The sequence below is a fragment of the Pseudomonas syringae KCTC 12500 genome, from assembly GCF_000507185.2.
Lineage (GTDB): Bacteria > Pseudomonadota > Gammaproteobacteria > Pseudomonadales > Pseudomonadaceae > Aquipseudomonas > Aquipseudomonas syringae.
The window spans coordinates 4,458,854-4,482,967 of the sequence record NZ_AYTM02000002.1 but is presented as its reverse complement, the minus strand read 5'-3'; the positions used below and the strand labels follow the sequence as shown (position 1 = coordinate 4,482,967).

Here is a 24,114-nt window from a genome sequence, read left to right as displayed (position 1 = left end):
TGAATACAGCCGGCAGGCAATTCAAGAACCAGAGGTTGTTTGATCGGCAGATGGCCGAAAAACTCAATTTCCTGACTCTGAAGTCAGAAACAAATTGACCCAATAAACATAGCTGATAGATTCATCGACATGTCTGATGACAATAAACGTGAGGGCTTTGCGCCGTGATTAAGTTCCTTTTGAACCAAGAGCTAAAAACCGAGCGCAGCCTGAATCCGAACATGACCGTGCTGACCTACCTGCGTGAGCAGGCACACAAGCCCGGTACCAAGGAAGGTTGTGCCAGTGGTGACTGCGGTGCCTGCACCGTCGTGGTAGGCGAGTTGCACAGTGACGCCGACGGCGAGCAAACGCTGCGTTATCGCAGCCTCAATTCATGCCTGACGTTCATGGCGTCGCTGCACGGCAAACAATTGATCAGCGTCGAGGACCTCAAACATCAGGGCCAGTTGCACAGCGTGCAGAAGGCGATGGTCGAGTGTCATGGCTCGCAATGCGGCTTTTGTACCCCGGGTTTCGTGATGTCGCTGTTTGCCCTGCAAAAGAACAGCAGCGAAGCCGATGCCCATCAGGCCCACGAAGCCCTGGCCGGCAACCTGTGTCGCTGCACCGGCTATCGCCCTATTCTGGCCGCCGCCGAGCAGTCTTGCGCGCAGCGCCTGCCGGACCAGTTCGATCAGCGCCAGGCGCAAACCGTCGAACGCCTGCGCGCCATCGCCCCGGCCGGCACCGATGAACTGAATGACGGCGAAAAACGCTGCTTCATTCCGCTGACCGTGGCGGATCTGGCGGACCTCTACGACAGCCATCCACAGGCGCGTCTGCTGGCCGGCGGCACCGATCTGGCCCTGGAAGTCACGCAGTTTCACAAACAGTTGCCAGTGATGATTTACGTCGGACACATCGACGAGATGAAGGGCGTGAAGCGTTTCGACGATCGCCTGGAGATCGGTGCGGCAACCCCGCTGACCGACTGTTATGCAGCGCTAAAGGCCGAATACCCGGACTTTGGCGAGTTACTGCAGCGCTTTGCTTCGTTGCAGATCCGCAATCAGGGCACGCTGGGTGGCAACATCGGCAACGCCTCCCCCATCGGCGACTCCCCGCCGCTGCTGATCGCCCTTGGCGCGCAGATCGTGCTGCGCAAAGGCAACAGTCAGCGCACTTTGGCGCTGGAAGACTATTTCATCGACTATAAGGTCACGGCCCGTCAGGAAAGCGAGTTCATCGAAAAGATCATCGTGCCCACCGCCTCTGCGCGACAGATTTTCCGCGCCTATAAAGTCTCCAAACGTCTGGATGATGACATCTCGGCGGTCTGCGCTGCTTTTCGCCTGACCCTTGAAGATGGCGTGATCCACGAGGCTCGCGTAGCGTTCGGCGGTATGGCGGCGATTCCGAAACGTGCAGCGGCCTGCGAACAGGCGCTGATCGGGCAGCCATGGAACCATGCAACCGTCGAGCGCGCCTGCGCTGCACTGAGCGAGGACTTCACTCCGCTGTCGGATTTCCGGGCGAGCAAGGAATACCGCCTGTTGAGCGCGCAAAACCTGCTGCGCAAGTACTTCATCGAATTACAGACCCCAGCGGTTCCAACGCGGGTGACTGACTATGTCTGAGCATTCCCCAAACACCACCCAGGCCGAGATGCTTGCGGTATTTCAGCAGGGTCTGAACACCGGCGTGGGCCGCAGCGTCAAGCACGACAGTGCCGACAAGCACGTGTCAGGCGAAGCGGTGTACATCGATGATCGCCTGGAATTTCCCAACCAGTTGCACGTCTACGCACGCCTTTCCGACCGAGCCCATGCGCGCATCATCAGCATCGATACCTCGCCCTGCTACGCCTTCGAAGGTGTACGCATCGCGATTACCCATCAGGATATTCCGGGGCTCAAGGACATTGGGCCGTTGCTGCCCGGCGACCCGCTGCTGGCCATCGACAAGGTGGAGTTCGTCGGGCAACCGGTGCTCGCGGTGGCGGCTAGCGACCTGGACATTGCACGCCAGGCAGCTATGGCGGCAATCATCGAATACGAAGACCTGCAACCGGTGCTGGATGTGGTCCAGGCCCTGCGCCAGAAGCATTTCGTGCTCGACAGCCATACCCACAAGCGTGGCGACTCTGCCGCTGCCCTGGCGCGCGCAACCCACCGCCTGCAGGGCAACCTGCACATTGGCGGCCAGGAACATTTTTACCTGGAAACCCAGATCTCCTCGGTGATGCCGACCGAAGACGGCGGCATGATCGTCTATTGCTCGACCCAGAACCCCACGGAAATCCAGAAGCTGGTGGCCGAGGTGCTGGGCGTGCCGATGAACCGCATCGTGGTCGACATGCGCCGCATGGGCGGTGGTTTTGGCGGCAAGGAAACCCAGGCGGCCAGTCCGGCCTGCCTGTGCGCCGTGATTGCCCGCTTGACCGGCCAGCCCACCAAGATGCGCCTGCAACGCTTCGAAGACATGCAGATGACCGGCAAGCGCCACCCGTTCTACATCGAGTACGACGTGGGCTTCGACGATGACGGTCGTTTGCAGGGCATACAGCTGGATCTGGCCGGCAACTGTGGCTATTCGCCGGACCTCTCGGCGTCCATCGTCGACCGCGCCATGTTTCATGCCGACAACGCGTATTACCTGGGCGAAGCCACCGTCAACGGTCACCGCTGCAAGACGCACACCGCGTCCAACACCGCCTACCGGGGCTTTGGCGGCCCGCAGGGCATGGTCGCCATCGAAGAGGTCATGGACTGCATTGCACGCTTCCTCGGCAAGGACCCGCTGCACGTGCGCAAGGCCAACTATTACGGCAAGACCGAGCGCAACGTCACCCACTATTACCAGACGGTCGAACACAACCTGCTGGAAGAGATGACCACCGACCTCGAGCAAAGCAGCCAGTACGCCGAGCGACGCGAAGCGATTCGTGCGTTCAATGCCGGCAGCCCGGTGCTGAAAAAAGGCCTGGCGCTGACACCGGTCAAGTTCGGCATCTCGTTCACCGCCAGCTTTCTCAATCAGGCCGGTGCGCTGGTTCATATCTACACCGACGGCAGCATCCACCTGAACCATGGCGGCACTGAAATGGGCCAGGGCTTGAACACCAAGGTCGCGCAGGTCGTGGCCGAGGTGTTCCAGGTGGACATCGAGCGCATCCAGATCACTGCGACCAACACCGACAAGGTGCCGAACACCTCGCCCACTGCCGCTTCGAGCGGTACGGACCTGAACGGCAAAGCCGCACAGAATGCTGCTGAAATCCTCAAGCAAAGGCTGGTGGAGTTTGCTGCCATGCACTACCAGGTGAGCGAAGCAGAGGTCGAATTCCGCAACGGCCATGTGCGGATCGGCGAGCTGTACCTGCCGTTCGCCGAACTGGCGCAATTGGCATGGATGGGCCAGGTGTCGCTGTCGAGCACCGGCTATTACAAGACGCCGAAGATTTTTTACGACCGCAGCCAGGCGCGTGGCCGGCCGTTCTATTACTACGCCTTTGGCGCAGCCTGCGTGGAGGTCATCGTCGATACGCTGACCGGCGAATACAAGATGTTACGCACCGACATCCTTCACGATGTCGGCGCGTCGCTGAACCCGGCCATCGATATCGGTCAGGTCGAAGGCGGCTATATTCAGGGCGCCGGCTGGCTGACCACCGAGGAACTGGTGTGGAACGACAAGGGCAAGCTGATGACCAGCGGCCCGGCGTCCTACAAGATCCCGGCAGTGGCAGACATGCCGCTCGATCTGCGCATCAAGCTGGTAGAGAACCGCAAGAACCCGGAAGACACGGTGTTTCATTCCAAGGCCGTCGGCGAGCCGCCGTTCATGCTCGGCATCGCCGCCTGGTGCGCCATCAAGGACGCCGTGGCGAGCTTGGGTGACTATCGTCATCAACCAGACATCGACGCCCCGGCGACGCCGGAAAAAGTGTTGTGGGGCTGCGAACAGATGCGCCAGCACAGCGCTGCGCGTCGTGCACCCAGCGAAAGGGCCGAGCCGACTGTTTCTGCCGCTTCGCGAGCAAATGAAGAGGCGCCAGGCTCGCCTTCACCTATTCAGGATGCTCCCGTGGGAGCGAGCTTGCTCGCGAAGGCGCCTGGCCTGGATCACTCTGTCCTGGAGCAGAAATGAACAACTGGATCAGCGCCCTGGCCGAGCTGCAGGCCCGTGGAGAACCCGGCATTCTGGTGACGATCATCGAGGAGCTGGGCTCCACGCCACGTAATGCCGGATCGAAAATGGTGGTCTGCGCCGAGCACATCCACGACACCATCGGTGGCGGCCACCTGGAATACAAGGCCATGGAAATCGCCCGCGAGATGCTTGCCAGCGGCACCCGGCAGACGCGCCTGGAACGCTTCAACCTGGGTGCAAGCCTGGGCCAGTGCTGCGGCGGCGTGAACGTGCTGTTGTTCGAACCGATGGGCGAGCCCGTCGCGCAGATCGCCGTGTTCGGTGCAGGTCACGTCGGCCGCGCCCTGGTGCCGCTGCTGGCCAGCCTGCCCTGCCGGGTACGCTGGATCGACAGCCGTGAGCAGGAATTCCCCGAGCCGATGCCCGAGGGCGTGACGAAGATCATCAACGACGAGCCGGTCGACGAGGTCGCGCAACTGCCGGTCGGCACCTATTGCATCGTGATGACCCACAACCATCAGCTGGATCTGGAACTGACGGCCGCCATCCTCAGGCGTGGCGACTTTGGTTACTTCGGGCTGATCGGCTCGAAAACCAAACGGGTCAAGTTCGAACATCGCTTGCGGGAGCGCGGTTTCGACGCCAGTCTGCTGCAACGCATGCGTTGCCCGATGGGCCTGGCCGAGGTCAAAGGCAAGCTACCCATCGAGATCGCGGTGTCGATCGCCGCGGAAATAATCGCCACTTACAATGTCAGCTTTGGCCAACACACCGCCAACGCCGAACCTATCGCCAGACTGCTGCCTGCATCGCGCCGCAGTCAGTCGCAATGAGTCCCAACGAGAGTGCCATGAGTTCAGTTTCCCGCCGTAAAGCTTACCGCGCCGCCATCGTTCACAGCCTCGCCGACCCGGCCGAAGTGGCGCTGGATGCATCCTATGAATACTTTGCCGACGGCCTGTTGCTGGTCGAGGACGGCAAGATCGTTTCGGTGGGTCACGCTGCCGATCTGCTGGAGCGCCTCGACGACGATGTCGAGCTGATCGAATACCCGGACGCCCTGATCACACCGGGGTTCATCGACACCCATATTCACTTGCCGCAAACCGGCATGATCGGCTCCTACGGCGAGCAATTGCTGGATTGGCTCAACACCTACACCTTTCCCTGCGAAAGCCAGTTCGCCGACCCCGCGCACTCGGCGCAGGTGGCCGACATCTTCATCAAGGAATTGCTGCGCAACGGTACGACCACGGCGCTGGTGTTCGGCAGTGTGCACAAGGAATCGGTCGAGGCATTTTTCAGTGCGGCCCAGGCACTTGATCTGCGCATGATCGCCGGCAAGGTGATGATGGACCGCAATGCACCGGATTACCTGGTCGATACGCCGGAATCCGGGTACGCCGACAGCAAGGCACTGATCGAGCGCTGGCATGGCAAAGGGCGTTTGAGCTACGCAGTGACGCCGCGCTTCGCGCCGACCAGCAGCCCGGAACAATTGAGCCTCGCCGGCCAGTTGCTCACCGAATACCCCGGCCTGTACCTGCAGACCCACATCAGCGAGAACCTTCAGGAGATCGAGTGGGTCAAGGCGCTGTTCCCGGAGCGCAAGCATTATCTGGACGTCTACGATCACTTCAACCTGCTCGGCGAGCGCTCGGTGTTCGCCCACGGCGTGCACCTGTGCGACGAACAATGCGCCCGACTGGCGCAGACCGGTTCGGCGATTGCCTTCTGCCCGACCTCCAACCTGTTTCTGGGCAGCGGCCTGTTCAACCTGCCAATGACCGAGAAGCACAAGGTGAATGTCGGCCTGGGAACCGACGTGGGCGGCGGCACCAGCTTTTCGATTCTGCAGACCCTCAACGAGGCCTACAAAGTCATGCAGATGCAGGGCGCGCGGCTCAATCCGTTCAAGTCACTGTACCTGGCGACACTGGGCGGCGCGCGGGCGCTGCGTCTGGAAGACAAGGTCGGCAGCCTGAAGCCCGGCAACGAGGCTGACTTCCTGGTGCTCGACTACAACGCCACCCCACTGCTGTCGTATCGCTTGAAGCAGGCGAAGACTATCGAAGAGATTCTGTTCGTGCTGATGACCATCGGTGATGACCGGACGGTGAAGCAGACCTGGTCGGGTGGCCGATTGGTGCATGACAGAGGCTAGCACCTCGCTCCTCACGTTCCAGCGTCGTCAAGAGGATGCGGAGCGTCCGCAACGGCATGACGACACGGAACGTCGCACGAAAGTTGAATTATCCGCGCGGCCTCAACGCTCCGTCTTTTTCCGGCCCATGACATGCGAGAACACTGCATGCAGGTCGTCAGAGGCGCTGTCTTCGTCAAGGTTGAGCTTGCTGTCGATGTGGTCCATGTGATGCATCATCAATTCGACGGCCAGCGCTGCATTGCGGGCTTCGATGGCGTCGATCAACTGGTTGTGTTCATCGTAGGAACAATGCGTGCGATTGCCGGTTTCGTACTGGGCAATGATCAGTGAGGTCTGCGACACCAGACTGCGCTGGAAGCTGATCAGCGGCGCGTTTCTAGCGGCCACGGCCAACTGAAGGTGAAACTCGCCGGACAGACGAATACCGGCGCCCCGATCACCGCGAGCAAAGCTGTCGCGCTCGTCGCTGACCATCTGACGCAGCTCGGCCAACTGCTCGGCAGTGGCGTGCTCGACCGCCAGTTGCGTGATTGCCTTCTCGACCATGCGCCGCGCGAAAAACACCTGACGCGCCTCTTCAACGCTGGGGCTGGCGACCACCGCGCCACGATTGGGGCGCAACAGCACGACGCCCTCATGCCCCAGCCGCGACAGAGCGCGACGAATGATCGTGCGGCTGACACCGAAAATCTCGCCCAGCGCCTCTTCACTCAGTTTGGTACCCGGCGCCAGCCGCTGTTCCAGGATGGCATCGAAGACATGTTCGTAAACGATATCGTCTTGCGTGACGTTACGGCTTAGGCCAAGCCTGCGCGGCTGTTTCTTGAGAGGCAGAGACTGGTCGTTCATGGGCACTCGTGCGCAGGTGAATTACGGCGTCGGGACTGGCGCATTGTACACAGGGCAAACGCGCAGACACGCGCAAAAAAAAGCCCGCAGTGTGGGGCGGGCAAGAGGTATTCAGCTGCCCCGGTACGTCGAGTAGCTGTACGGCGAGATTAGCAGCGGGACATGAAAGTGTTCCTGACCTGCATCAATGCCGAAGCGCAGCACCACCTCATCGAGAAAGGCAGGCTCATTCAGAACCACGCCCCGCGTGCGGTAATAATCGCCAGCCTTGAAGTGCAATTGATAGACGCCGGATTGATAAGCCTCACCCTGCAACAGCGGCGCATCGCAGCGCCCATCGCTGTTGGTAAGCGTACTGACAATATGCAGCAGTCGCTGGTCTTCGACCCGGTACAACTCGATGCGGATGGCGCTGCCGGGGCAGCCATGGGCGGCGTCCAGTACATGTGTGGTCAATTTTCCCAAAACTTCACTCCTCACAGCCGGCCATGGTGAAGCAGTGCACCAATGAAGTGCTCTACATCGTGCGATTGCGACCGATTAAGACACTTTCGGGAAAACCTGTACACAATAAATTCTTCATCGTTCCACAGCCCTTAGCCAGGACGCTGGCTGGGCGCGGGATTGGCCATACAAGAAGGAAGCAGAGGAAAAATATCAGGTTTTTTACGATTAGCTGACCAGTCAGGCAGGTTTCTTGCTTGTTTTACTCTTGCCGAGACGCTTCGGTGCAGAAACGTACAGGGTTACAAGCTGAAAATAAAATTGTATACAATCTTGATCCGACAGTGCCTTGACCGCTATTGGCATTGCACCTGACTTAACGCATCCAACGCACCCCATGGACAAGAAGGAAGCTTGCAGTGAGCGCTGACTACCCACGCGACCTGATCGGTTACGGCAACAACCCGCCTCACCCACGCTGGCCGGGTAATGCGCGCATTGCCTTGTCTTTCGTGCTGAATTACGAGGAAGGTGGCGAGCGCAATATTCTGCATGGCGACAAGGAATCAGAAGCCTTCCTGTCCGAGATGGTTGCCGCGCAGCCACTCCAGGGCCAGCGCAACATGAGCATGGAGTCGCTGTACGAATACGGCAGCCGCGCCGGTGTGTGGCGCATTCTCAAGCTGTTCAGGCAGTTCGATATCCCCCTGACCATTTTTGCCGTGGCCATGGCCGCGCAGCGTCATCCAGAGGTGATCCGCGCCATGGTCGCCGAAGGTCATGAGATCTGCAGCCACGGCTATCGCTGGATCGACTACCAGAACATGGACGAAGCCCAGGAGCGTGAGCACATGCGCCAGGCGATCCAGATCCTCACCGAGATCAGCGGCGAACGGCCGCTGGGCTGGTACACCGGGCGCACCGGCCCCAACACCCGGCGTCTGGTCATGGAGGAAGGCGGTTTTCTCTATGATTGCGACACCTACGACGATGACCTGCCGTACTGGGAGCCGAACAACCCGACCGGCAAGCCTCATCTGGTGATTCCGTACACCCTGGATACCAACGACATGCGTTTCACCCAGGTGCAGGGTTTCAACAATGGCGAGCAGTTCTTCCAATACCTCAAGGATGCGTTCGACGTGCTGTATGCCGAAGGCGAAGACGCGCCGAAGATGCTTTCCATCGGCCTGCATTGCCGCCTGATCGGCCGCCCCGCCCGCCTCGCCGCACTCAAGCGTTTCATCGAGTACGCCAAAGGCCATGAGCAAGTGTGGTTTACCCGTCGTGTCGATATCGCCCGGCACTGGCACACTGAACATCCGTTTACCGGCAAGGCCGAGCAATGAGCACGTTCAAGACACTGACACCTTCAAGCCTGGGCCGGGATGCGTTCATCGCGGCCTTCGCCGATATCTACGAACACTCACCGTGGGTCGCGCAGCAAGCGTTCGACCAAAGCACAGGCGCGCAACTCGATCAGGTCGAGACCCTGCACGCTCGCATGAGCGAGATCCTGCTGGGTGCCACACACGAGCAACAACTGGCACTGATCAATGCCCACCCGGACCTGGCAGGCAAGGCTGCCGTTCAGGGCGAGCTGACTCAGGCCAGTACCGATGAACAGGCCGGCGCCGGTATTCACCATTGCACGCCTGAAGAGTTTCAGCGCTTTACCGAGTTGAACGAGGCTTACAAGGCCCGCTTCGGCTTTCCGTTCATCATGGCGGTCAAGGGCAGCGACAGACATAAGATTCTGGCGGCGTTCGAGCAACGCATCCACCACTCGCCCGAGGTCGAGTTCGCTTGCGCCCTGGCCGAGATCAACAAGATCGCACTGTTTCGTCTACAGGCGCTTTGAGCGTCGCAGTCATAACCGTATTCAGAAGGCAGACAAAGAGCATGAAAGTTTACGCCGCACCGTTCGAGAAGTTCGTGAACCTGGCCGACGCGCGTCTGGGCACCAAAATCCTTTCGGTCACCGATGACTGGTTCGCCGACGCCAACCGGCTGTTCCAGCCGACACCGGCCGTCTGGAAAGAAGGCGTATTCGACGACAACGGCAAGTGGATGGACGGCTGGGAGTCGCGCCGCAAGCGTTTCGAAGGGTACGACAGCGCGGTGATTCGCCTCGGTGTGGCGGGAACCATCAAGGGTGTGGACATCGACACCTCGTTTTTCACCGGCAACTTCCCGCCTTCCGCATCGCTGGAAGCGTGCTTCCTGGCGTCGGGCGAGCCCGATGAAAACACCGCCTGGACCGAAGTGCTGCCGTCTGTGGAGCTGCAAGGCAACAGCCATCATTACCACGAGATCAGCAACGATCAGGCGTTCAGCCACCTGCGCTTCAACATCTATCCGGATGGCGGAGTCGCGCGTCTGCGCGTGTACGGTGTGCCGCATCGCGACTGGTCGAAAGTCAGCGAGGACGAGCAGATCGATCTGGTTGCGGCGCTCAATGGCGGCCGATCGATTGCCTGCTCCGATGAACACTACGGCAGCATGAGCAACATCCTCAACCCTGGTCGCGGTGTGAACATGGGCGACGGCTGGGAAACCGCGCGCCGCCGCACACCCGGCAACGACTGGGTGATCGTGGCGCTCGGGCACCAGGGCGAAGTCGAGAAAGTCATCGTCGATACCCTGCACTTCAAAGGCAACTACCCGGACAGCTGCTCGATTCAGGGCGCCCTGGTCAAGGGTGGCACCGACAGCCAGATCGAAACCCAGAGCCTGTTCTGGCGCGAGTTGCTGCCCAGCCAGAAGCTGACCATGCACGCCGAACACGAGTTCGCCGAGCAGATCAAGGCGATCGGCCCGATCACCCACATCCGCCTGAACGTATTCCCGGACGGTGGCGTCAGCCGCCTGCGAGTGCTGGGCAAGGTGGCCAGGTAACAACGCATAAACTCTCTTTCCTACGTTCGGCGTTCATCATATACATAAGTCCTGGAGCGCCCTGAATAAAAGGCTGCCAGGCTTCTGCCCGAAGGGCGTAGGAGCGAAGCGTCGCCCGGTCCGCTCCTACGGCCTCCGGCCAGAATCCAAAGCGGATGTGTGTATAACGATGAGCGCACCCTCAAAACCATTGAAGAAGAACCCGCATGCGCAAACTGATAATCGAGCCACTGACCAAGGAAGCCTTTGCGCCATTCGGTGATGTGATCGAAACCGACGGCAGCGATCACTTCATGATCAACAACGGCTCGACCATGCGCTTTCATCGTCTGGCTGACGTGCAGACCGCGCAGCCGGAGGACAAGGCGATCATCAGCATTTTCCGCGCTGAAGCGCTGCCGATGCCGTTGACCATCGGCATGCTGGAGCGTCATCCGCTGGGCAGCCAGGCGTTCGTGCCGCTGCTCGGCAACCCCTTTCTGATCGTGGTCGCGCCGGTTGGCGATGAGCCTGAATCAGAGGCGACCCGCGCCTTCGTGTCGAACGGCAGGCAAGGTGTCAATTACCATCGCGGCGTCTGGCACCATCCGGTGCTGACGATCGAAAAGCGGGATGACTTCCTGGTGGTTGATCGCAGTGGCGAAGGCAACAACTGCGACGAGCATTACTTTGCCGAGAGCCAGTTGCTGGTTCTCGATCCCCACCCACTGGAAGGGTAAACACCGTGCTGGCACATATGATGGAATGGCTGAATCTGGGCGTGCGCTGGATTCACATGATTGTCGGCGTCGCCTGGATCGGCGCATCGTTCTACTTCGTCTGGCTGGAGAACAACCTCAACCGCAGCAACCCGCGTGAAGGCCTGTCGGGTGACCTGTGGGCGATCCACGGCGGCGGCATCTACCACCTGGAGAAGTACAAGCTCGCACCACCGACGATGCCGGAGAATCTGCACTGGTTCAAATGGGAAGCCTATTCGACCTGGCTGTCCGGTGTCGCGCTGTTGTGCGTGGTGTTCTACGCCAACCCGACGCTGTACCTGCTGGCACCGGGCAGCAGCCTGAGTGGCGCCGAGGGCGTGCACATCGGCCTGGGTTCGTTGTTCGTCGGCTGGTTCATTTACAGCTTTCTGTGTGACTCGCCACTGGGCAAGCGCCCTGCCCTGTTGGGCGTGGTCCTGTTCGTGCTGCTGGTGGCGGCGGCATATGGTTTCAGCAAAGTGTTCAGCGGTCGCGGTGCCTATCTGCATGTGGGCGCGATCATGGGCACCATCATGGTCGGCAACGTGTTCCGCATCATTATGCCGGCCCAGCGCGCGCTAGTGGCCGCCATTGCCGAGAACCGTACGCCGGACCCAAGCCTGCCGGCAAAAGGCCTGTTGCGTTCACGACACAACAACTACTTCACCCTGCCCGTGCTGTTCATCATGATCAGCAATCACTTCCCAAGCACCTACGGCAGTGAGTACAACTGGCTGATTCTCGCAGGCATCGCGCTGCTGGCCGTGCTGGTGCGCCATTACTTCAATACACGCCACGACAGCCATCGATTCGCCTGGACCCTGCCAGTCGCGGCGCTGGGCATGCTGTGCCTGGCGTATGTCACCGGCCCTGCGCTAGCGCCGGCAAAAATCGTCTATCAGCCACTGCCCGGTACAGCGGTCGGCGGGCATCGGGCTGATGAGCAGCCCGCTGCTGCACCTGCCCAGGCTGCACCTGCCCAGCCCGAGCCTGCCAAGGTGGCAGGTGCAGACTTCAACAAGGTGCACGACGTCATCCGGCAACGTTGCTCGGTCTGTCACTCGGCCACGCCTACCAGCCAGCTATTCAGCGTCGCTCCGGCCGGCGTGATGTTCGATACGCCTGAACAGATCCAGCAACAGGCGCCGCGCATCAAGGCGCAGGCAATCACCGCGCCGATCATGCCGCTGGGCAATATCACCCAGATGACCCAGCAGGAACGTGATCTGGTAGGCGCTTGGATCGATCAGGGCGCGCACATCAACTGAAGCAACGGGCATTGCCCTGTTTTCGCTCCGGACGCCCTGCTCTGGAGCACTTGAGCACGGCGACGCGAGTCAGTATCCTCCGCCGCCGCTGCCAACCCGCCCCTCTTTTTCCCGATAGCTGAACCTGACCGGGCGGCCCACTGGCTGAACGGCACTCAGAACGCAGCCCATTGAAAAAAATAACCTGAAATCGACACTTCGATATCGGTTTGAAGGGTTACTTAAACTTTTTTTCACTGATTGGCGCAGCTCTTGCTAACAACACAAAGCTGACCAGACAGACAAATTATTGCAACCACCGACAAGGCGTCACGCATAGAACGCCAGTCCGAAAAAATCACGATCGACATCAAGGGGCTCACCGCATGAACCGTACGATTTCCAGTGCATTACTGGCCAGCAGTCTGCTGGCTGCTGCACCCGCCATGGCAGGGGATATCTTCCAGTGGCAGAGTAATAGCCTGACCTATCTCAATGGACGAGACTTTGCTGTCAACCCGGAAAATCAGCAGACCTTCACCTTTGAGCACGCGGACAGCTGGAAGTACGGCGACAACTTCTTCTTCGTCGACAAGATCTTCTACAACGGCAAGAAAGACGCAACCGCTGGCGATAACACCTATTACGGCGAGTTCTCGCCACGGCTTTCGCTGGGCAAGATCTTCGGCCAGAAGTTCGAGTTCGGGCCGATCAGCGATGTGCTGATTGCCGCAACTTACGAGTTTGGTGAGGGCGATAACGAGTCGTACCTGATCGGTCCGGCGTTCGACTTGAAGATCCCGGGTTTCGACTACTTCCAGCTTAACTTCTACCAGCGCCAGACCGAAGGAAATCGCCCGGGCGACGGCGTGTGGCAGATCACTCCGGTGTGGTCCTACACCATTCCGGTGGGCAAATCGGATGTGCTGATCGACGGTTTCATGGACTGGGTAGTCGACAACGACAAGACCTCGCGTGGCACTTACCACTCCAACCTGCACTTCAACCCGCAGATCAAGTACGACCTGGGCAAGGCACTGAATTACCCGGAGCGGCAGCTGTACGTGGGTATCGAATACGACTACTGGACCAACAAATACGGCATCAAGGACACCCGTTCCTTCGACACCGATCAGAACACCGCGAGCTTGCTGGTCAAGGTGTTCTTCTAAGCACGTTGTTTGACGGTGATGACGCTCACTGCGGAATTCTGTGGGAGCGCTTGCTCGCGAAGGCGGTGTTTCAGCCACCCTTCGGTTGGCTGTACCAACCCCTTCGCGAGCAAGCGAAGCGTAGCCCGGCTCGCTTCCACGGCCTTAGATCAGAAGTGTGGATGACCGCCTCAATCACTCCTTCGCAGCTTTCCAGACCTTGCCAATCAACGTCACGACCAGCACCAGCACGGCACCGGCAATGACCCCGGCAACAGCATCGATCAGCGTCGGAACGACCATCGACAGACCGCCTACCGCACCCGCTGCCGCTTCGGTCACACCCTCGACCCAATGATGAGCGAACGGCAGACCGTGGACCAGAATCCCGCCGCCGACCATGAACATGGCGGCAGTACCGACGATCGACAGCACTTTCATCAACACCGGTGCCAGCCACAGCAGGCCTGCACCGATCTTTTGTGCAGCCGAAGCTGCGCTTTTCTTCAGATACAAGCCCAGGTCATCGAGTTTGACGATACCGGCGACCAGCCCGTAGACCCCCACGGTGATCAGCACTGCGACGATGACCAGTACGCCGACCTGATCCATGAAGGGTCTGGCCGAGACCACACCCAGTGCGAGCACGATGATTTCCGCCGAAAGAATGAAGTCCGTGCGGATCGCGCCTTTGACGCGTTCCTTTTCGAACGCCACCATGTCCACGGACGCATCCGCCGACGCCTGCTTGCGCTGCTCATGCTCTTCGCCGGTTTCGGGATGCAGCCATTTATGGGCGATTTTCTCGAAGCCCTCGAAGCACAGAAACGCACCGCCGATCATCAGCAACGGCAGAATCGCCCAGGGTGCGAAGGCACTGATCAGCAACGCTGTCGGAACCAGAATGGCCTTGTTGAGCAGCGACCCCTTGGCCACGGCCCAGACAACCGGCAATTCGCGATCCGCTGAAACACCGGTGACCTGCTGGGCATTGAGCGCCAGATCATCACCCAGCACACCCGCCGTTTTCTTCGTGGCCAGCGCCACGTCATCGAGCAGCATCGCAATATCGTCAAGCAGGGTAAGCAAGCTTCCAGCAGCCAAAATGAAAATCCTTGAGCAAGTAAAAAAGAAAACGGCACTGATTGAATCATGCGCCAGAGTCAATCGTATGGCAGTCAGCAACTCTGACCTTGGTCAGACGTGAACGTTTGACGCTGCATGCAGCAAACAGGCCACGCCAAACCCCGTCAGAGGGGTAACTGTGTGGTGGAAACGACCTGACGCAGTCCCATGAACGAACGAATCTGTCTGACACCGGGCAAGTACAGTAACTGTTCGGCGTGCAAACGGTTGAAGCTCTGACTGTCCCTGGTGCGCAACAACATGAAGTAGTCGAACTCGCCAGTGACGACATGAAACTCCATACAGCCGGAAACCTTCTGTGCAGCGGCTTCGAATTGGGCGAATGAATCCGGTGTCGAGCGGTCCAGCACGACACCGATCAGCACCACCATGCCGGCGTCCAGAACATCGCCATTGAGCAACGCCACCACGCCCTTGATCACGCCCGCTTCTTTCAGCCGCTCGACGCGACGCAGGCACGCAGGCGGACTCAGTTTGACCTTCTCGGCAAGTGCCACATTGGAAATGGACGCGTCACGTTGCAAGGTCTTGAGGATGGCGCGGTCAATCCTGTCCAGCAGCGGCGTTACGTCAGCACCGGACTTTTTAGTGCGTTCATTTATTGCTTTCATAATGAAATTCACATAATAAAAGTCTGTTTAGTTGCATTCAGGCTAACGCTTATTTTGTAGATAGACAATTCTTTGCAACCACGATTATTCGCGGTTTTCCTATGATGGGAGCCATGCCGGGCGGCTCGATAAAGATATCGAGACCCACCTTCAATGTCCGGAACAACTTATCAACGGAGACCCGATATGAACCTGAGCAAGTTCAAGCGCTACCCTCTGACCTTCGGCCCCTCGCCCATTACCCCACTGAAACGCCTGAGTGAGCATCTGGGCGGCAAGGTCGAGTTGTATGCCAAGCGCGAGGATTGCAACAGCGGTCTGGCCTTCGGCGGCAACAAGACCCGCAAACTGGAATACCTGGTGCCGGAAGCTATCGACGGTGGCTACGACACACTGGTATCGATCGGTGGCATCCAGTCCAACCAGACCCGTCAGGTGGCAGCCGTAGCGGCGCATCTGGGCATGAAGTGCGTGCTGGTTCAGGAGAATTGGGTCAACTATTCGGACGCGTTGTACGACCGGGTCGGCAATATCGAGATGTCGCGCATCATGGGCGCTGATGTGCGTCTGGATTCGGCAGGCTTCGATATCGGCATTCGCCCGAGCTGGGAAAAGGCCATGGCCGACGTCGAGGAAGGCGGCGGCAAACCGTTCCCGATTCCAGCGGGCTGCTCGGAACACCCTTATGGCGGCCTGGGGTTCGTGCGTTTTGCCGATGAAGTGCGCCAGCAGGAAGAAGAGCTGGGCTTCAAGTTCGACTACATCGTGGTCTGCTCGGTAACCGGCAGCACTCACGCAGGCATGCTGGTGGGCTTCGCAGCCGATGGCCGGGCACAGCGTGTGATCGGTATCGACGCGTCGGCCAAGCCGGAAAAGACCCGCGCGCAGGTCCTGCGTATCGCTCAAAACACCGCAAAACTGGTTGAGCTGGGCCGCGAAATCAGCGCCGAAGACGTTGTGCTCGACACCCGCTACGCCTACCCGGAATACGGCCTGCCGAACGATGGCACCCTCGAAGCCATCCGCCTCTGCGCCCGCCTGGAAGGCGTGCTGACCGACCCGGTCTACGAGGGCAAATCCATGCACGGCATGATCGACATGGTGCGCAACGGCGAATTCCCCGAAGGTTCGAAAGTGCTCTACGCCCACCTCGGCGGCGTGCCGGCGCTGAATGCCTACAGTTTTCTGTTCAAGGACGGTTGAGCCACCCCGAAAGCTGCTTGAATGGCCCGCGAATTCGCGGGCCATTTTGCACCCGATCGAAAACCCGACAAACCAGAAATGGAAACGGCATCTACAGGCGTATTCACATGTATTACACTGCACCCCAATGTAATACAAATAACTACGTGTGAGGTGCATATGTCCACAATGTCTCTACGTCTGCCGGACGAAATGGCAGATACCCTTGCACACCTTGCAAAGGCGACCGGGCGCAGCAAGTCATTTTTGGCCCTCGACGCGCTCCGCGAATACCTGACACGCGAGGCTTGGCAGATTGCCGAAATTCAGCGTGCCATCGAAGAAGCCGACGCCGGCGAGCTCGCAAGCCAAGAAGACGTAAAAGCTGTCATGGACAAATGGTCAGGCAATGCAGGTTGAGTGGCTCAAAACAGCACTAAAGAATCTGGATAAGGAGGCAGCGTATATCGCACTGGACAATCCAGCTGCTGCCGCTGCTTTCGTGAAAGCCATTCAATCAAGCGTAACGCAGCTCGCGAGCTTTCCCGCCATGGGCCGGGAAGGACGGATTGCCGGAACCAGAGAATGGCCTCTGCCAGACCTGCCTTACCTGATTCCATATCGCATCCGTAGCGGCCGACTACAGGTTCTACGGATTTTCCACACCAGAAGACAATCGCCACCCGTGTGGTGAACCGCAAAGACGTTTACTGCACACAGCTTCGCTATCAAACCCGAAAATACTTCTGCAGGGCCTGCGCCAGCAGGCTCACCGCCTCGTCGTTCTGTGACGACGGCGAGCGCAGGAAGACGATTTCGTGCTCGGCTATTTCAGGCAGGTCATCGAGAATCTGCATGGCGTCCGTGACCCCGCTCCGATCGATGAGGCTGATCGCAAGGCCCGCTTCCACACAGGCTTTGATCGCCTGATTGGACGGGCTTTCGAGAACTACGCGGACTTTGCGGCCGTTGTCTTTGAGTGACGCCAGCATGGCTTCACGATAGGGACATTGGGCTGCGTGAATCGCCAGCGGCACCGGGTCAGCGGATGCCAGTGCAACGCTGGCCGGCCCGACCCAGACCGGTTTGGTCGATACCAGAAACTGCGTATCAGCACTCAGCTGCCCTTTGGGTTGCGCGATCACCGCTGTCTGCAACTTGCCACGCGCAACCTGCTCGCGCAGGGCGTAGCTGGGTGCGGATTTCAATTCCAGCACGACATTAGGCCACGCGGCCGCGAACACCGGCAGGATGTCGCGAATGACATGCACGGCGTATTCATCCGGAACACCCAGCGTGATGCGTCCGGCCAGATGAGTGCCTTGCAGATCCGCCAGCACCCGGTCATGCGTGGACAGCAGCTCTGTCGTCGACAACAGCAGGCGCTTGCCCAGCGCCGTCAGCGACACTGCCTGGTTGTCCCGATTGAGCAAGCGCCCGCCCGCCACGGCCTCGAGGCGCTGGATATGCACACTGACCGCTGCCGGGCTTTTATGAAGTTGCTCGGCGGCGGCTGAAAACTTTCCTATCCGCGCCACCGCATGGAAGGTGCGCACCAGTTCGATGTCGAGAATGGCCGTCATGATTCAGTATTCCTGAACAACTCATGCATTTAATTTTGATTTATTAGACTACGCCGGTTTCGTAACCTGTGTCCATGAACCCATACCTGTCGATTGCTCCTAACGTCTCGCGGCCTGCCAGGCACCAGGCCATTCCCCTTCCTCTGCTTGAAGCCGCGCTTATTCTGACCTGGAGTTCAGGCTTCATCGGCGCACGCTTTTCGCTGGAACATGCGCCGCCGCTGCTGGTGGTGTTCTGGCGCTGTGTGGTGGTTACCCTGATCCTGCTGCCTTTTGTTGCCAGGCAACTGAGGTCGATCCCGGCTGCGACGCTGCTGAAAAACGCGGGTATCGGTTTGCTGGCCATGACCGGCTACGTCGCCGGTGTCACGCAGGGTATTGCGCTGGGAGTGCCAGCCGGCCTCGCTGCGCTGTTTGCCGATTTGTTGCCGATGGGCATGGCACTCCTGGCGGCAGTAGTGCTCGGACAAAGGCTGGCCTGGCAAATCTGGGCGGGACTTTTTGTCGGGCTGATCGGCGTAGTGCTGGTGACCTACAGCGCGCTTGCGGTGGGTGACGCACCGTTGTGGGCCTACGGCCTGCCGCTGCTGGGCATGTTGTCACTGGCCATCGCGACGCTGTGGCAGAAACAGTCCGGCACCGCAGAGCCTATGGCACTGCTCCCCAATCTGTGGCTGCAATGCGCTGTCTCCAGCGTCGCCTTCGCGATCATTCAGGGCACACAGGGCAGCCTGGCGCCTGTAGCCAGTACCGGCTTTGCGCTGAGCGTGCTATGGACGGTGGGGCTGGCAACCCTGGGCGGTTACGGACTGTATTGGGTGTGTCTGCGCCGCGCGACAGCCACCCGCGTCGCCAGCGTGCTCTACCTCAGCCCACCGGTGACGATGCTCTGGGCCTGGACGATGTTCGACGAACCTCTGTCCTGGCAGATGGCCTCAGGCATGGCGGTGTCAGGTATCGGCGTGTGGATGGTGGTGCGGGCGGAACAACGGCAGTCGGCCTCCTGATGGGCTCAGGAGGCCGACTTGGCTTTGCGCAGGTTAAATCTTGAAACGCGCGACCATGCTCTGCAAATCGCTGCCCAGACGGGCCAGCTCGACGGTCGATGCTGCGCTTTGCTCGGTGGCTGAAGCCGACTGATCGGCGATGTCGCGCACGCTGAGTACACTGCGGTTGATTTCTTCGGTCACAGCGCTCTGTTGCTCGGCCGCGGCGGAAATCTGCTGACTCATCTGTTCGATGGTGCCAATGGACTGGTTGATTTCCACCAGCGCCTGTTCGGCCTGACGAGCCAGCACCACGGTGCCTTCAGTGCGTTGCAGGCTGGCGTCCATCAGGCCCGAGGCGGCGCCTGTACCTTTTTGCAACGCCTGGATCAGCGCTTCGATTTCGGTTGTGGAATTCTGCGTACGCTGAGCCAGCGAGCGGACTTCGTCAGCCACCACGGCAAAACCACGACCCTGCTCGCCTGCCCGTGCAGCCTCGATGGCTGCGTTGAGCGCCAGCAAGTTGGTCTGCTCGGCGACTGCCTTGATCACGTCAATCACGCTGCCGATCTTGCCGCTGTCTTCGGTCAGGCGCTGCATGGCTTGGCCCAGTTGCTGCACTTCACCGGCCAACTGACCGATTTCGCGCGTGGCATGCTGCACCACACTGCTGCCATGAGCGGCGCGTTCACTGGCCTGTTTGGCGGCTTGCGAAGCGTCTTCGGTGTTGCGCGCCACTTCCTGTACGGTAGAGGCCATCTCGTTCATGGCGGTGGCGACCTGGTCGACTTCGTTTTTCTGCAGGGTCACGCCCGCGCTGGTCTGCTCGCTGACGGCAGACAACTGTTCGGCCGCCGTGGCGATCTGCGTGACACCGTTGCCGATCCCACCGATCAAGCCGCGCAGCGAAACAGTCATGTGCTGCATGGTGTTCTGCAACAGGCCCAGTTCGTCCTGGCGGGTGGTGCTGGTGTCATGGGTCAGATCGCCGTCGGCGATCCGGCGCGCCGCAATCACGGTGCTGCTCAACGGCACGGTAATCTGGCGCGTGATCAGGAACGCAGCAAAGATGCCGACCAGCAGCACGACCAGCGCCACGCTGAGCAATTGCACCACAGCGGTTTCCTGTTCTTTTTTGGCACTGATGACCTGCTGTGCCGCCAAGTCATCGGCGCGGGCTGCGGTCGCTATGGATTGCTGTTGCAGGTCGTTGCGGATCTGCTCGGTCTGCTGAAGCATGTCCGAGATCGACGTCATCAACACTTTGTACTGTTTCAACGCGACCAGCGCAGCATCCACTGCGGCATTTGCCTCGACAGGCAATTGACTGCGAGCGGCATCCACTTGCGCGATCAGGGCATCGGCGGACTTATAGGTGGCCTGACGGTTGTCGGCATTCGGAACACTCAGGTAGCGGCGAAACACCAGACGGAAATTGGTCATGCCGTTACGCAAGTCGCCAGCGATCTTGACCTGCCTGATGCCGGTTTCATTCGGCGCGCGCAAGGTGTCGTCAATGGTCTTGTTCAGCAGATTCTCGAAGGTCGCGCTGACGTCATCGGAAACCTTGATGATCGGTTTCAACGCCTCATCGACTTTCTGATTAATACCGACCAATTGATCGAAGGTCTGCTTGAGACCGCCCACCTGCTCCTTGATATCGCGCAGCTTGGCCAGGTTGCTCGATACCACGAACACCTGCAAGCCCTTATCGACACTGCGGCTCAAGGTATCCAAAGCGCCAGCGTAGTTCTGTACACCTGCAGCAGTAGGACCGGTTGCATAGGCTTGCGCGGCGATCCGGGCACTCAGGACGTCAGCCTTGATCTCGGCGACCTTGCTGCTCTTGCCCATGCGCTCGATCAGCAGGTTGGTACTGGAGTAGCCGATGACGGTGACGGTCAGTACTCCGAGCAAAATAGCGGCAAAGCCCAGCCCGAGCTTCTTGCTGACGTTCAAATTGTCCAACCATTTTGCGCTCATTACGTGTGTGCCTTTAATTTTTGCGGAATACCCGTGAGTCGGCGCTGAAAGATTTAACTTGATAGTTAATGTGTCTGGAATAAGGGACCGGTCGAGAGAGAGGACCTCGCACCCCATGAGTTACGGGGTCAGGGATCGATGATTAAGATTTATTTAAGTTGCCCGAGCAGAATTTTCCGATGATTGGTGCTGTAGAACACAGCAAAAAAGTGCAATCAAAAAGCCACATAAGCCGCCTGTACAGAGCCATCGGACATCTGCTGCTGCGTCAGGCGTTGTGGTTATTGAAATGAACATCCAGCCGGATGTTTTCCGGCTCATCAATCGCCGCCAGGTACTCGTCCACGGTGATTTCTCCGACGCAGGCCCGAGCGCCCGGCTGTGGACGATAGCCACCGGCCATTTTGCTGCTCAGCGCGACGGCGGCACTGCCGGGAATCTCCGGCCCCTTGTCGTTCAGTGCAGTCAGTTGCGCACGCATGTGCAACGGCTGGCCGTCGAGGTCGACGCCATCGACATCGATGTACATCGCGCTCTTTCGATCACCCCACTGTTCAAAGCGCGCGCCCCAACGGTACAGGCGCCCGGCCCACGGCGCAGGATCGCGCAGCAGCCCGCAGCGAATCCCCAGCGCCAGCAGCCAGGTCGCGATGCCGCCGGCCTTGAGCGCAGAACCGGCCTTGAAGCTCAGATTCTGCGCGGCGTAGCGTGCAGCAAATACATCCAGGTCCGGGACGTCGACATTGGCCACCAGCCGCGTGCCCATGCCGGGCATCCGACGCAGGGCCAGGCCCATCCAGCCGTAAACGTCGTGTACCTTGCCGTTGCGCAGTTGCCTGATCGGCCGCCCGGCATTGGCCAGCACGCCGCGCACGGTCGACAGACCGGGCATTTTCGCTGCCGAGGAGATGCCATGCTCTATCGAATCGATGCGCAGAAAACGCTGGCGATGCTGATCGATGATCGCCGCCGAAAGCGTCGGCACCGAGCTGCACCCGCTCAGCACGCTGACACCTGCCTCGCGCGCTCGGGCATCGAGGGTGGCGATGCCGGCGACAAACGCCCGGCAATCCGCCAGGTCGCAATAGTTCACACCCGCCTCAATGCAATGCCGGGCCACGGCATACGACTTGCCCTGAAAAGGCCCCGCGGTGTGGATAAGCAGATCGATGGCCAATTCACCCAGCTCACTGCCCGCGCCATCCTGCATGATGTCCACGCACCAGCTCTCGCAGAACCTGCCCCCCAGCGTTTGCAGTGCAGCGACCTTTTCCGCAAGCTTGCGCGGGTCACGACCGGAAATGACCAGTTCGATGTCCGGCATCATCACCAGATGATTACAGATAAGGCTGCCGAAGTTGCCGTAGCCACCGATGACCAATACGCGAAATGCCATTGACTCGTCCCTGACTTGCCGAAGGATGTGATCCTGCCTGGTTGCATCACGATTACCGTGAGCAACGGCGATGAAATACGCGTGCATTATTGATCATTGGCCGCAGGCCGGGTACAAAACCCGGTGCCTTTTTGATTGCCCAGGGAGCAACGGATGCTGAAACTACACACTGAACGACTTTATCTGCGGACCCTGCTCGCCAGTGACTGGCCGTTGTTTTTCAGGCTGCACTCCGAGCCCGAGACCATGCAGTACGTGTTCGGAAAAATCGAAGAGCCGCAGATCCGCAAAGGCTTCGATCATCGCCTGCCAGAGTGGACGCCGGCGTCCGATCACTGGCTGTGCCTGGTGGTCATGGACGCCCAGAGCCATGCCGAACTGGGGGTCAGCGGCTTTCGTATCCTGTCGCCGGGGCACGCCGAAGTGGGCTATCTGTTGCTGCCGGAACATCAAGGCAAGGGCTTCGGCACCGAATCATGTCGCGCAATCATCGACTACGCCGCCGCCATCGGCCTGGATTCACTGGAATCGACCGTGACCGACGGCAACATCGCCTCCTGCAAGGTGATGGAGAAATGCGGCTTCAGCTTCGAGCGCCGCGTCCCGCAGGCCTATCAGATCGACGATCAGTGGTTCGACGATCTGATATACCACCTGCCACTGCGCTGATGAAGCGACAGACCTGCGTTCGCCAGTCAATCGCAAGCGCCTTCAGGCCTGGGGCCGCCCTCCGAGAATCGTCACCCGCTCGCCATAGCGCGAGTGCGGGAAGTAATCCCACACCGCGTGGTGCTGGGTGCAACGGTTATCCCAGAACACCAGCGTGTTCGGCTCCCAGCGCACGCGGCAACTGAGAGAAGGTTCGCGGGCGATCAGATCGAACAGCATGGTCAGCACCGCGTGGCTCTCGCCGGGTGAGAGTTGCACGATATGCGAGGTGAACCCGGAATTGACAAACAGGCTGCGACGTCCGGTTTCGGGGTGGCGAACCACCAGCGGATGCTCGCTTTTCGGCAGGCCGGCAGGTGGCTGATAGCCTTTCCACGGAATCTCGCCATCGTGAATGGCCGTCAGCCCACCGAGAAACTGCTGCATCGCTGGCGAGAGCATTTCAATGGCCAAGTGCATGTTGGCAAACAGCGTGTCGCCGCCGGTGCCGATGGCGGGTGTCTCCTTGACGTACAGCATCGAGCCCATCGACGGCTCCAGATCAGCGGTGCCGTCGGTGTGCCATAGCTCGCCCGCAGCGAAACGCGATTGGGCGTTGGCGCGCACCACGACCAGTTCCGGGTCATCGCCATCAATGCTGTCCACCGGCAAGGCGCGCAAAGGACCGAACAGTCGGCCGAATGCCTTGTGCTGTTCGACCGTCAGGTGCTGATCGCGAAACACCAGCACGTGATTTTCCAGAAAGGCCCGGCGGATTTCCGTCAACTGCTCGGCGCTGAGTGGTTGCGACAGATCGACACCGCCGACCTCGGCACCGATGATCGGTGTCAGGCGGTTGACCGTGATGCTCTGATACGGCGCACGCACGGCGCCTGCGATGCCTTCTATGGCCTTGAGTGCCATTTGATCCATGATCCCTCACCTTCAG

At 59.7% G+C, this 24,114-nt stretch carries 23 protein-coding genes and 1 pseudogene; 15 read left to right on the top strand and 9 right to left on the bottom strand.

The window, feature by feature from the left end:
• The first annotated feature begins 164 nt into the window (after positions 1 to 164).
• Genes xdhA through guaD form a run of 4 tightly spaced genes read left to right on the top strand, consistent with a single transcriptional unit; the run spans position 165 to position 6,298 of the window.
• A complete protein-coding gene (xdhA, locus tag V476_RS20210; RefSeq protein WP_024959196.1) occupies positions 165 to 1,619 on the top strand; it encodes a xanthine dehydrogenase small subunit in 1,455 nt (484 codons plus the stop codon).
• Entirely contained in the window at positions 1,612 to 4,131 is a 2,520-nt protein-coding gene (gene xdhB / locus V476_RS20205) for a xanthine dehydrogenase molybdopterin binding subunit (RefSeq protein WP_024959195.1), read from the top strand. Before xdhA ends, xdhB begins: the two co-directional genes overlap by 8 nt.
• Positions 4,128 to 4,967 (top strand): xanthine dehydrogenase accessory protein XdhC, encoded by an 840-nt coding sequence (gene xdhC / locus V476_RS20200; protein WP_004410592.1) that lies wholly within the window; start codon positions 4,128 to 4,130, stop codon positions 4,965 to 4,967. The genes xdhB and xdhC overlap by 4 nt, the downstream gene beginning before the upstream one ends.
• Before the next feature lie 17 nt (positions 4,968 to 4,984).
• Positions 4,985 to 6,298 carry a guanine deaminase gene (gene guaD / locus V476_RS20195; protein WP_024959194.1) on the top strand — a complete coding sequence of 438 codons (1,314 nt, stop codon included), beginning with the start codon at positions 4,985 to 4,987 and terminating at the stop codon, positions 6,296 to 6,298.
• Between the two features lie 102 nt (positions 6,299 to 6,400).
• Here the strand turns inward: guaD and V476_RS20190 are convergent, their stop codons facing one another.
• Together V476_RS20190 and uraH are read right to left on the bottom strand one after the other, a co-directional pair.
• A complete protein-coding gene (locus V476_RS20190; protein ID WP_024959193.1) occupies positions 6,401 to 7,150 on the bottom strand; it encodes a GntR family transcriptional regulator in 750 nt (249 codons plus the stop codon).
• Between the two features lie 111 nt (positions 7,151 to 7,261).
• The gene (gene uraH / locus V476_RS20185; RefSeq protein WP_003315197.1) at positions 7,262 to 7,615 is read right to left on the bottom strand and encodes a hydroxyisourate hydrolase; all 354 of its coding nucleotides are present in this window, start codon (positions 7,613 to 7,615) and stop codon (positions 7,262 to 7,264) included.
• Positions 7,616 to 8,013: 398 nt separating this feature from the next.
• Between uraH and puuE the strand changes: the two genes are divergently transcribed.
• The 6 genes from puuE (at position 8,014) to V476_RS20155 (ending at position 13,651) form a co-directional block, all read left to right on the top strand.
• Complete coding sequence (gene puuE / locus V476_RS20180; protein WP_003343034.1) at positions 8,014 to 8,943, top strand: allantoinase PuuE; 930 nt, start codon at positions 8,014 to 8,016, stop codon at positions 8,941 to 8,943.
• Positions 8,940 to 9,455, top strand: coding sequence for a 2-oxo-4-hydroxy-4-carboxy-5-ureidoimidazoline decarboxylase (uraD, locus tag V476_RS20175; RefSeq protein WP_003315199.1), 516 nt, complete (start codon positions 8,940 to 8,942; stop codon positions 9,453 to 9,455). The genes puuE and uraD overlap by 4 nt, the downstream gene beginning before the upstream one ends.
• Positions 9,456 to 9,496: 41 nt before the next feature.
• Entirely contained in the window at positions 9,497 to 10,492 is a 996-nt protein-coding gene (gene alc, locus V476_RS20170; RefSeq protein WP_003423375.1) for an allantoicase, read from the top strand.
• Between the two features lie 206 nt (positions 10,493 to 10,698).
• Complete coding sequence (locus V476_RS20165) at positions 10,699 to 11,211, top strand: ureidoglycolate lyase (RefSeq protein ID WP_003396316.1); 513 nt, start codon at positions 10,699 to 10,701, stop codon at positions 11,209 to 11,211.
• Positions 11,212 to 11,216: 5 nt separating this feature from the next.
• Positions 11,217 to 12,500 carry a urate hydroxylase PuuD gene (locus V476_RS20160; RefSeq protein WP_024959192.1) on the top strand — a complete coding sequence of 428 codons (1,284 nt, stop codon included), beginning with the start codon at positions 11,217 to 11,219 and terminating at the stop codon, positions 12,498 to 12,500.
• Positions 12,501 to 12,865: 365 nt separating this feature from the next.
• A complete protein-coding gene (locus V476_RS20155; protein ID WP_003396313.1) occupies positions 12,866 to 13,651 on the top strand; it encodes an outer membrane protein OmpK in 786 nt (261 codons plus the stop codon).
• Between the two features lie 174 nt (positions 13,652 to 13,825).
• On the opposite strand, the gene V476_RS20150 is transcribed toward V476_RS20155, so the two are convergent.
• Complete coding sequence (locus tag V476_RS20150; protein ID WP_003423371.1) at positions 13,826 to 14,734, bottom strand: DUF808 domain-containing protein; 909 nt, start codon at positions 14,732 to 14,734, stop codon at positions 13,826 to 13,828.
• Positions 14,735 to 14,880: 146 nt separating this feature from the next.
• Positions 14,881 to 15,387: an Lrp/AsnC family transcriptional regulator gene (locus V476_RS20145; protein ID WP_003315203.1), complete on the bottom strand. Its 507-nt coding sequence runs from the start codon at positions 15,385 to 15,387 to the stop codon at positions 14,881 to 14,883.
• 186 nt (positions 15,388 to 15,573) lie between these two features.
• On the opposite strand from V476_RS20145, the gene V476_RS20140 reads away from it, so the two are divergent.
• The 3 genes from V476_RS20140 (at position 15,574) to V476_RS27565 (ending at position 17,263) form a co-directional block, all read left to right on the top strand.
• Complete coding sequence (locus tag V476_RS20140; RefSeq protein WP_003423368.1) at positions 15,574 to 16,590, top strand: 1-aminocyclopropane-1-carboxylate deaminase; 1,017 nt, start codon at positions 15,574 to 15,576, stop codon at positions 16,588 to 16,590.
• A gap of 159 nt (positions 16,591 to 16,749) precedes the next feature.
• On the top strand, positions 16,750 to 16,989 hold the full coding sequence (gene relB / locus V476_RS20135; RefSeq protein ID WP_024959191.1) for a type II toxin-antitoxin system RelB family antitoxin: 240 nt from the start codon (positions 16,750 to 16,752) through the stop codon (positions 16,987 to 16,989).
• Entirely contained in the window at positions 16,979 to 17,263 is a 285-nt protein-coding gene (locus V476_RS27565) for a type II toxin-antitoxin system RelE/ParE family toxin (RefSeq protein WP_032619832.1), read from the top strand. The genes relB and V476_RS27565 overlap by 11 nt, the downstream gene beginning before the upstream one ends.
• A 34-nt stretch (positions 17,264 to 17,297) precedes the next feature.
• Here the strand turns inward: V476_RS27565 and V476_RS20130 are convergent, their stop codons facing one another.
• Complete coding sequence (locus tag V476_RS20130) at positions 17,298 to 18,152, bottom strand: LysR family transcriptional regulator (RefSeq protein WP_016567637.1); 855 nt, start codon at positions 18,150 to 18,152, stop codon at positions 17,298 to 17,300.
• A 74-nt stretch (positions 18,153 to 18,226) separates the two neighbouring features.
• Between V476_RS20130 and V476_RS20125 the strand changes: the two genes are divergently transcribed.
• The gene (locus V476_RS20125) at positions 18,227 to 19,159 is read left to right on the top strand and encodes a DMT family transporter (protein ID WP_024959190.1); all 933 of its coding nucleotides are present in this window, start codon (positions 18,227 to 18,229) and stop codon (positions 19,157 to 19,159) included.
• A gap of 33 nt (positions 19,160 to 19,192) precedes the next feature.
• Here the strand turns inward: V476_RS20125 and V476_RS29435 are convergent, their stop codons facing one another.
• The 3 genes and pseudogenes from V476_RS29435 to V476_RS20115 form a co-directional block, all read right to left on the bottom strand.
• The gene (locus tag V476_RS29435) at positions 19,193 to 19,897 is read right to left on the bottom strand and encodes a methyl-accepting chemotaxis protein (RefSeq protein WP_371834275.1); all 705 of its coding nucleotides are present in this window, start codon (positions 19,895 to 19,897) and stop codon (positions 19,193 to 19,195) included.
• Positions 19,898 to 20,098: 201 nt separating this feature from the next.
• Positions 20,099 to 20,992: pseudogene (locus V476_RS29430) on the bottom strand (methyl-accepting chemotaxis protein); the annotation flags it as partial.
• Positions 20,993 to 21,389: 397 nt separating this feature from the next.
• On the bottom strand, positions 21,390 to 22,517 hold the full coding sequence (locus V476_RS20115; RefSeq protein WP_024959189.1) for a saccharopine dehydrogenase family protein: 1,128 nt from the start codon (positions 22,515 to 22,517) through the stop codon (positions 21,390 to 21,392).
• A 153-nt stretch (positions 22,518 to 22,670) separates the two neighbouring features.
• On the opposite strand from V476_RS20115, the gene V476_RS20110 reads away from it, so the two are divergent.
• On the top strand, positions 22,671 to 23,186 hold the full coding sequence (locus tag V476_RS20110) for a GNAT family N-acetyltransferase (RefSeq protein WP_024959188.1): 516 nt from the start codon (positions 22,671 to 22,673) through the stop codon (positions 23,184 to 23,186).
• Positions 23,187 to 23,228: 42 nt separating this feature from the next.
• On the opposite strand, the gene V476_RS20105 is transcribed toward V476_RS20110, so the two are convergent.
• Positions 23,229 to 24,098, bottom strand: a complete 870-nt coding sequence (locus V476_RS20105) for a TauD/TfdA dioxygenase family protein (protein WP_024662583.1) — start codon at positions 24,096 to 24,098, stop codon at positions 23,229 to 23,231.
• Positions 24,099 to 24,114 lie beyond the last annotated feature (16 nt).

Excerpts from the sequence above, each read along its gene's own strand:
- xdhB (WP_024959195.1), top strand. The coding sequence starts at position 1,612 with ATGTCTGAGCATTCCCCAAACACCACCCAGGCCGAGATGCTTGCGGTA.
- xdhC (WP_004410592.1), top strand. The coding sequence starts at position 4,128 with ATGAACAACTGGATCAGCGCCCTGGCCGAGCTGCAGGCCCGTGGAGAA.
- guaD (WP_024959194.1), top strand. The coding sequence starts at position 4,985 with ATGAGTTCAGTTTCCCGCCGTAAAGCTTACCGCGCCGCCATCGTTCAC.
- V476_RS20190 (WP_024959193.1), bottom strand. The coding sequence starts at position 7,150 with ATGAACGACCAGTCTCTGCCTCTCAAGAAACAGCCGCGCAGGCTTGGC.
- uraD (WP_003315199.1), top strand. The coding sequence starts at position 8,940 with ATGAGCACGTTCAAGACACTGACACCTTCAAGCCTGGGCCGGGATGCG.
- alc (WP_003423375.1), top strand. The coding sequence starts at position 9,497 with ATGAAAGTTTACGCCGCACCGTTCGAGAAGTTCGTGAACCTGGCCGAC.
- V476_RS20165 (WP_003396316.1), top strand. The coding sequence starts at position 10,699 with ATGCGCAAACTGATAATCGAGCCACTGACCAAGGAAGCCTTTGCGCCA.
- V476_RS20155 (WP_003396313.1), top strand. The coding sequence starts at position 12,866 with ATGAACCGTACGATTTCCAGTGCATTACTGGCCAGCAGTCTGCTGGCT.
- V476_RS20145 (WP_003315203.1), bottom strand. The coding sequence starts at position 15,387 with ATGAAAGCAATAAATGAACGCACTAAAAAGTCCGGTGCTGACGTAACG.
- V476_RS20140 (WP_003423368.1), top strand. The coding sequence starts at position 15,574 with ATGAACCTGAGCAAGTTCAAGCGCTACCCTCTGACCTTCGGCCCCTCG.
- relB (WP_024959191.1), top strand. The coding sequence starts at position 16,750 with ATGTCCACAATGTCTCTACGTCTGCCGGACGAAATGGCAGATACCCTT.
- V476_RS27565 (WP_032619832.1), top strand. The coding sequence starts at position 16,979 with ATGCAGGTTGAGTGGCTCAAAACAGCACTAAAGAATCTGGATAAGGAG.
- V476_RS20130 (WP_016567637.1), bottom strand. The coding sequence starts at position 18,152 with ATGACGGCCATTCTCGACATCGAACTGGTGCGCACCTTCCATGCGGTG.
- V476_RS20125 (WP_024959190.1), top strand. The coding sequence starts at position 18,227 with ATGAACCCATACCTGTCGATTGCTCCTAACGTCTCGCGGCCTGCCAGG.
- V476_RS29435 (WP_371834275.1), bottom strand. The coding sequence starts at position 19,897 with ATGGCCTCTACCGTACAGGAAGTGGCGCGCAACACCGAAGACGCTTCG.
- V476_RS20115 (WP_024959189.1), bottom strand. The coding sequence starts at position 22,517 with ATGGCATTTCGCGTATTGGTCATCGGTGGCTACGGCAACTTCGGCAGC.
- V476_RS20110 (WP_024959188.1), top strand. The coding sequence starts at position 22,671 with ATGCTGAAACTACACACTGAACGACTTTATCTGCGGACCCTGCTCGCC.
- V476_RS20105 (WP_024662583.1), bottom strand. The coding sequence starts at position 24,098 with ATGGATCAAATGGCACTCAAGGCCATAGAAGGCATCGCAGGCGCCGTG.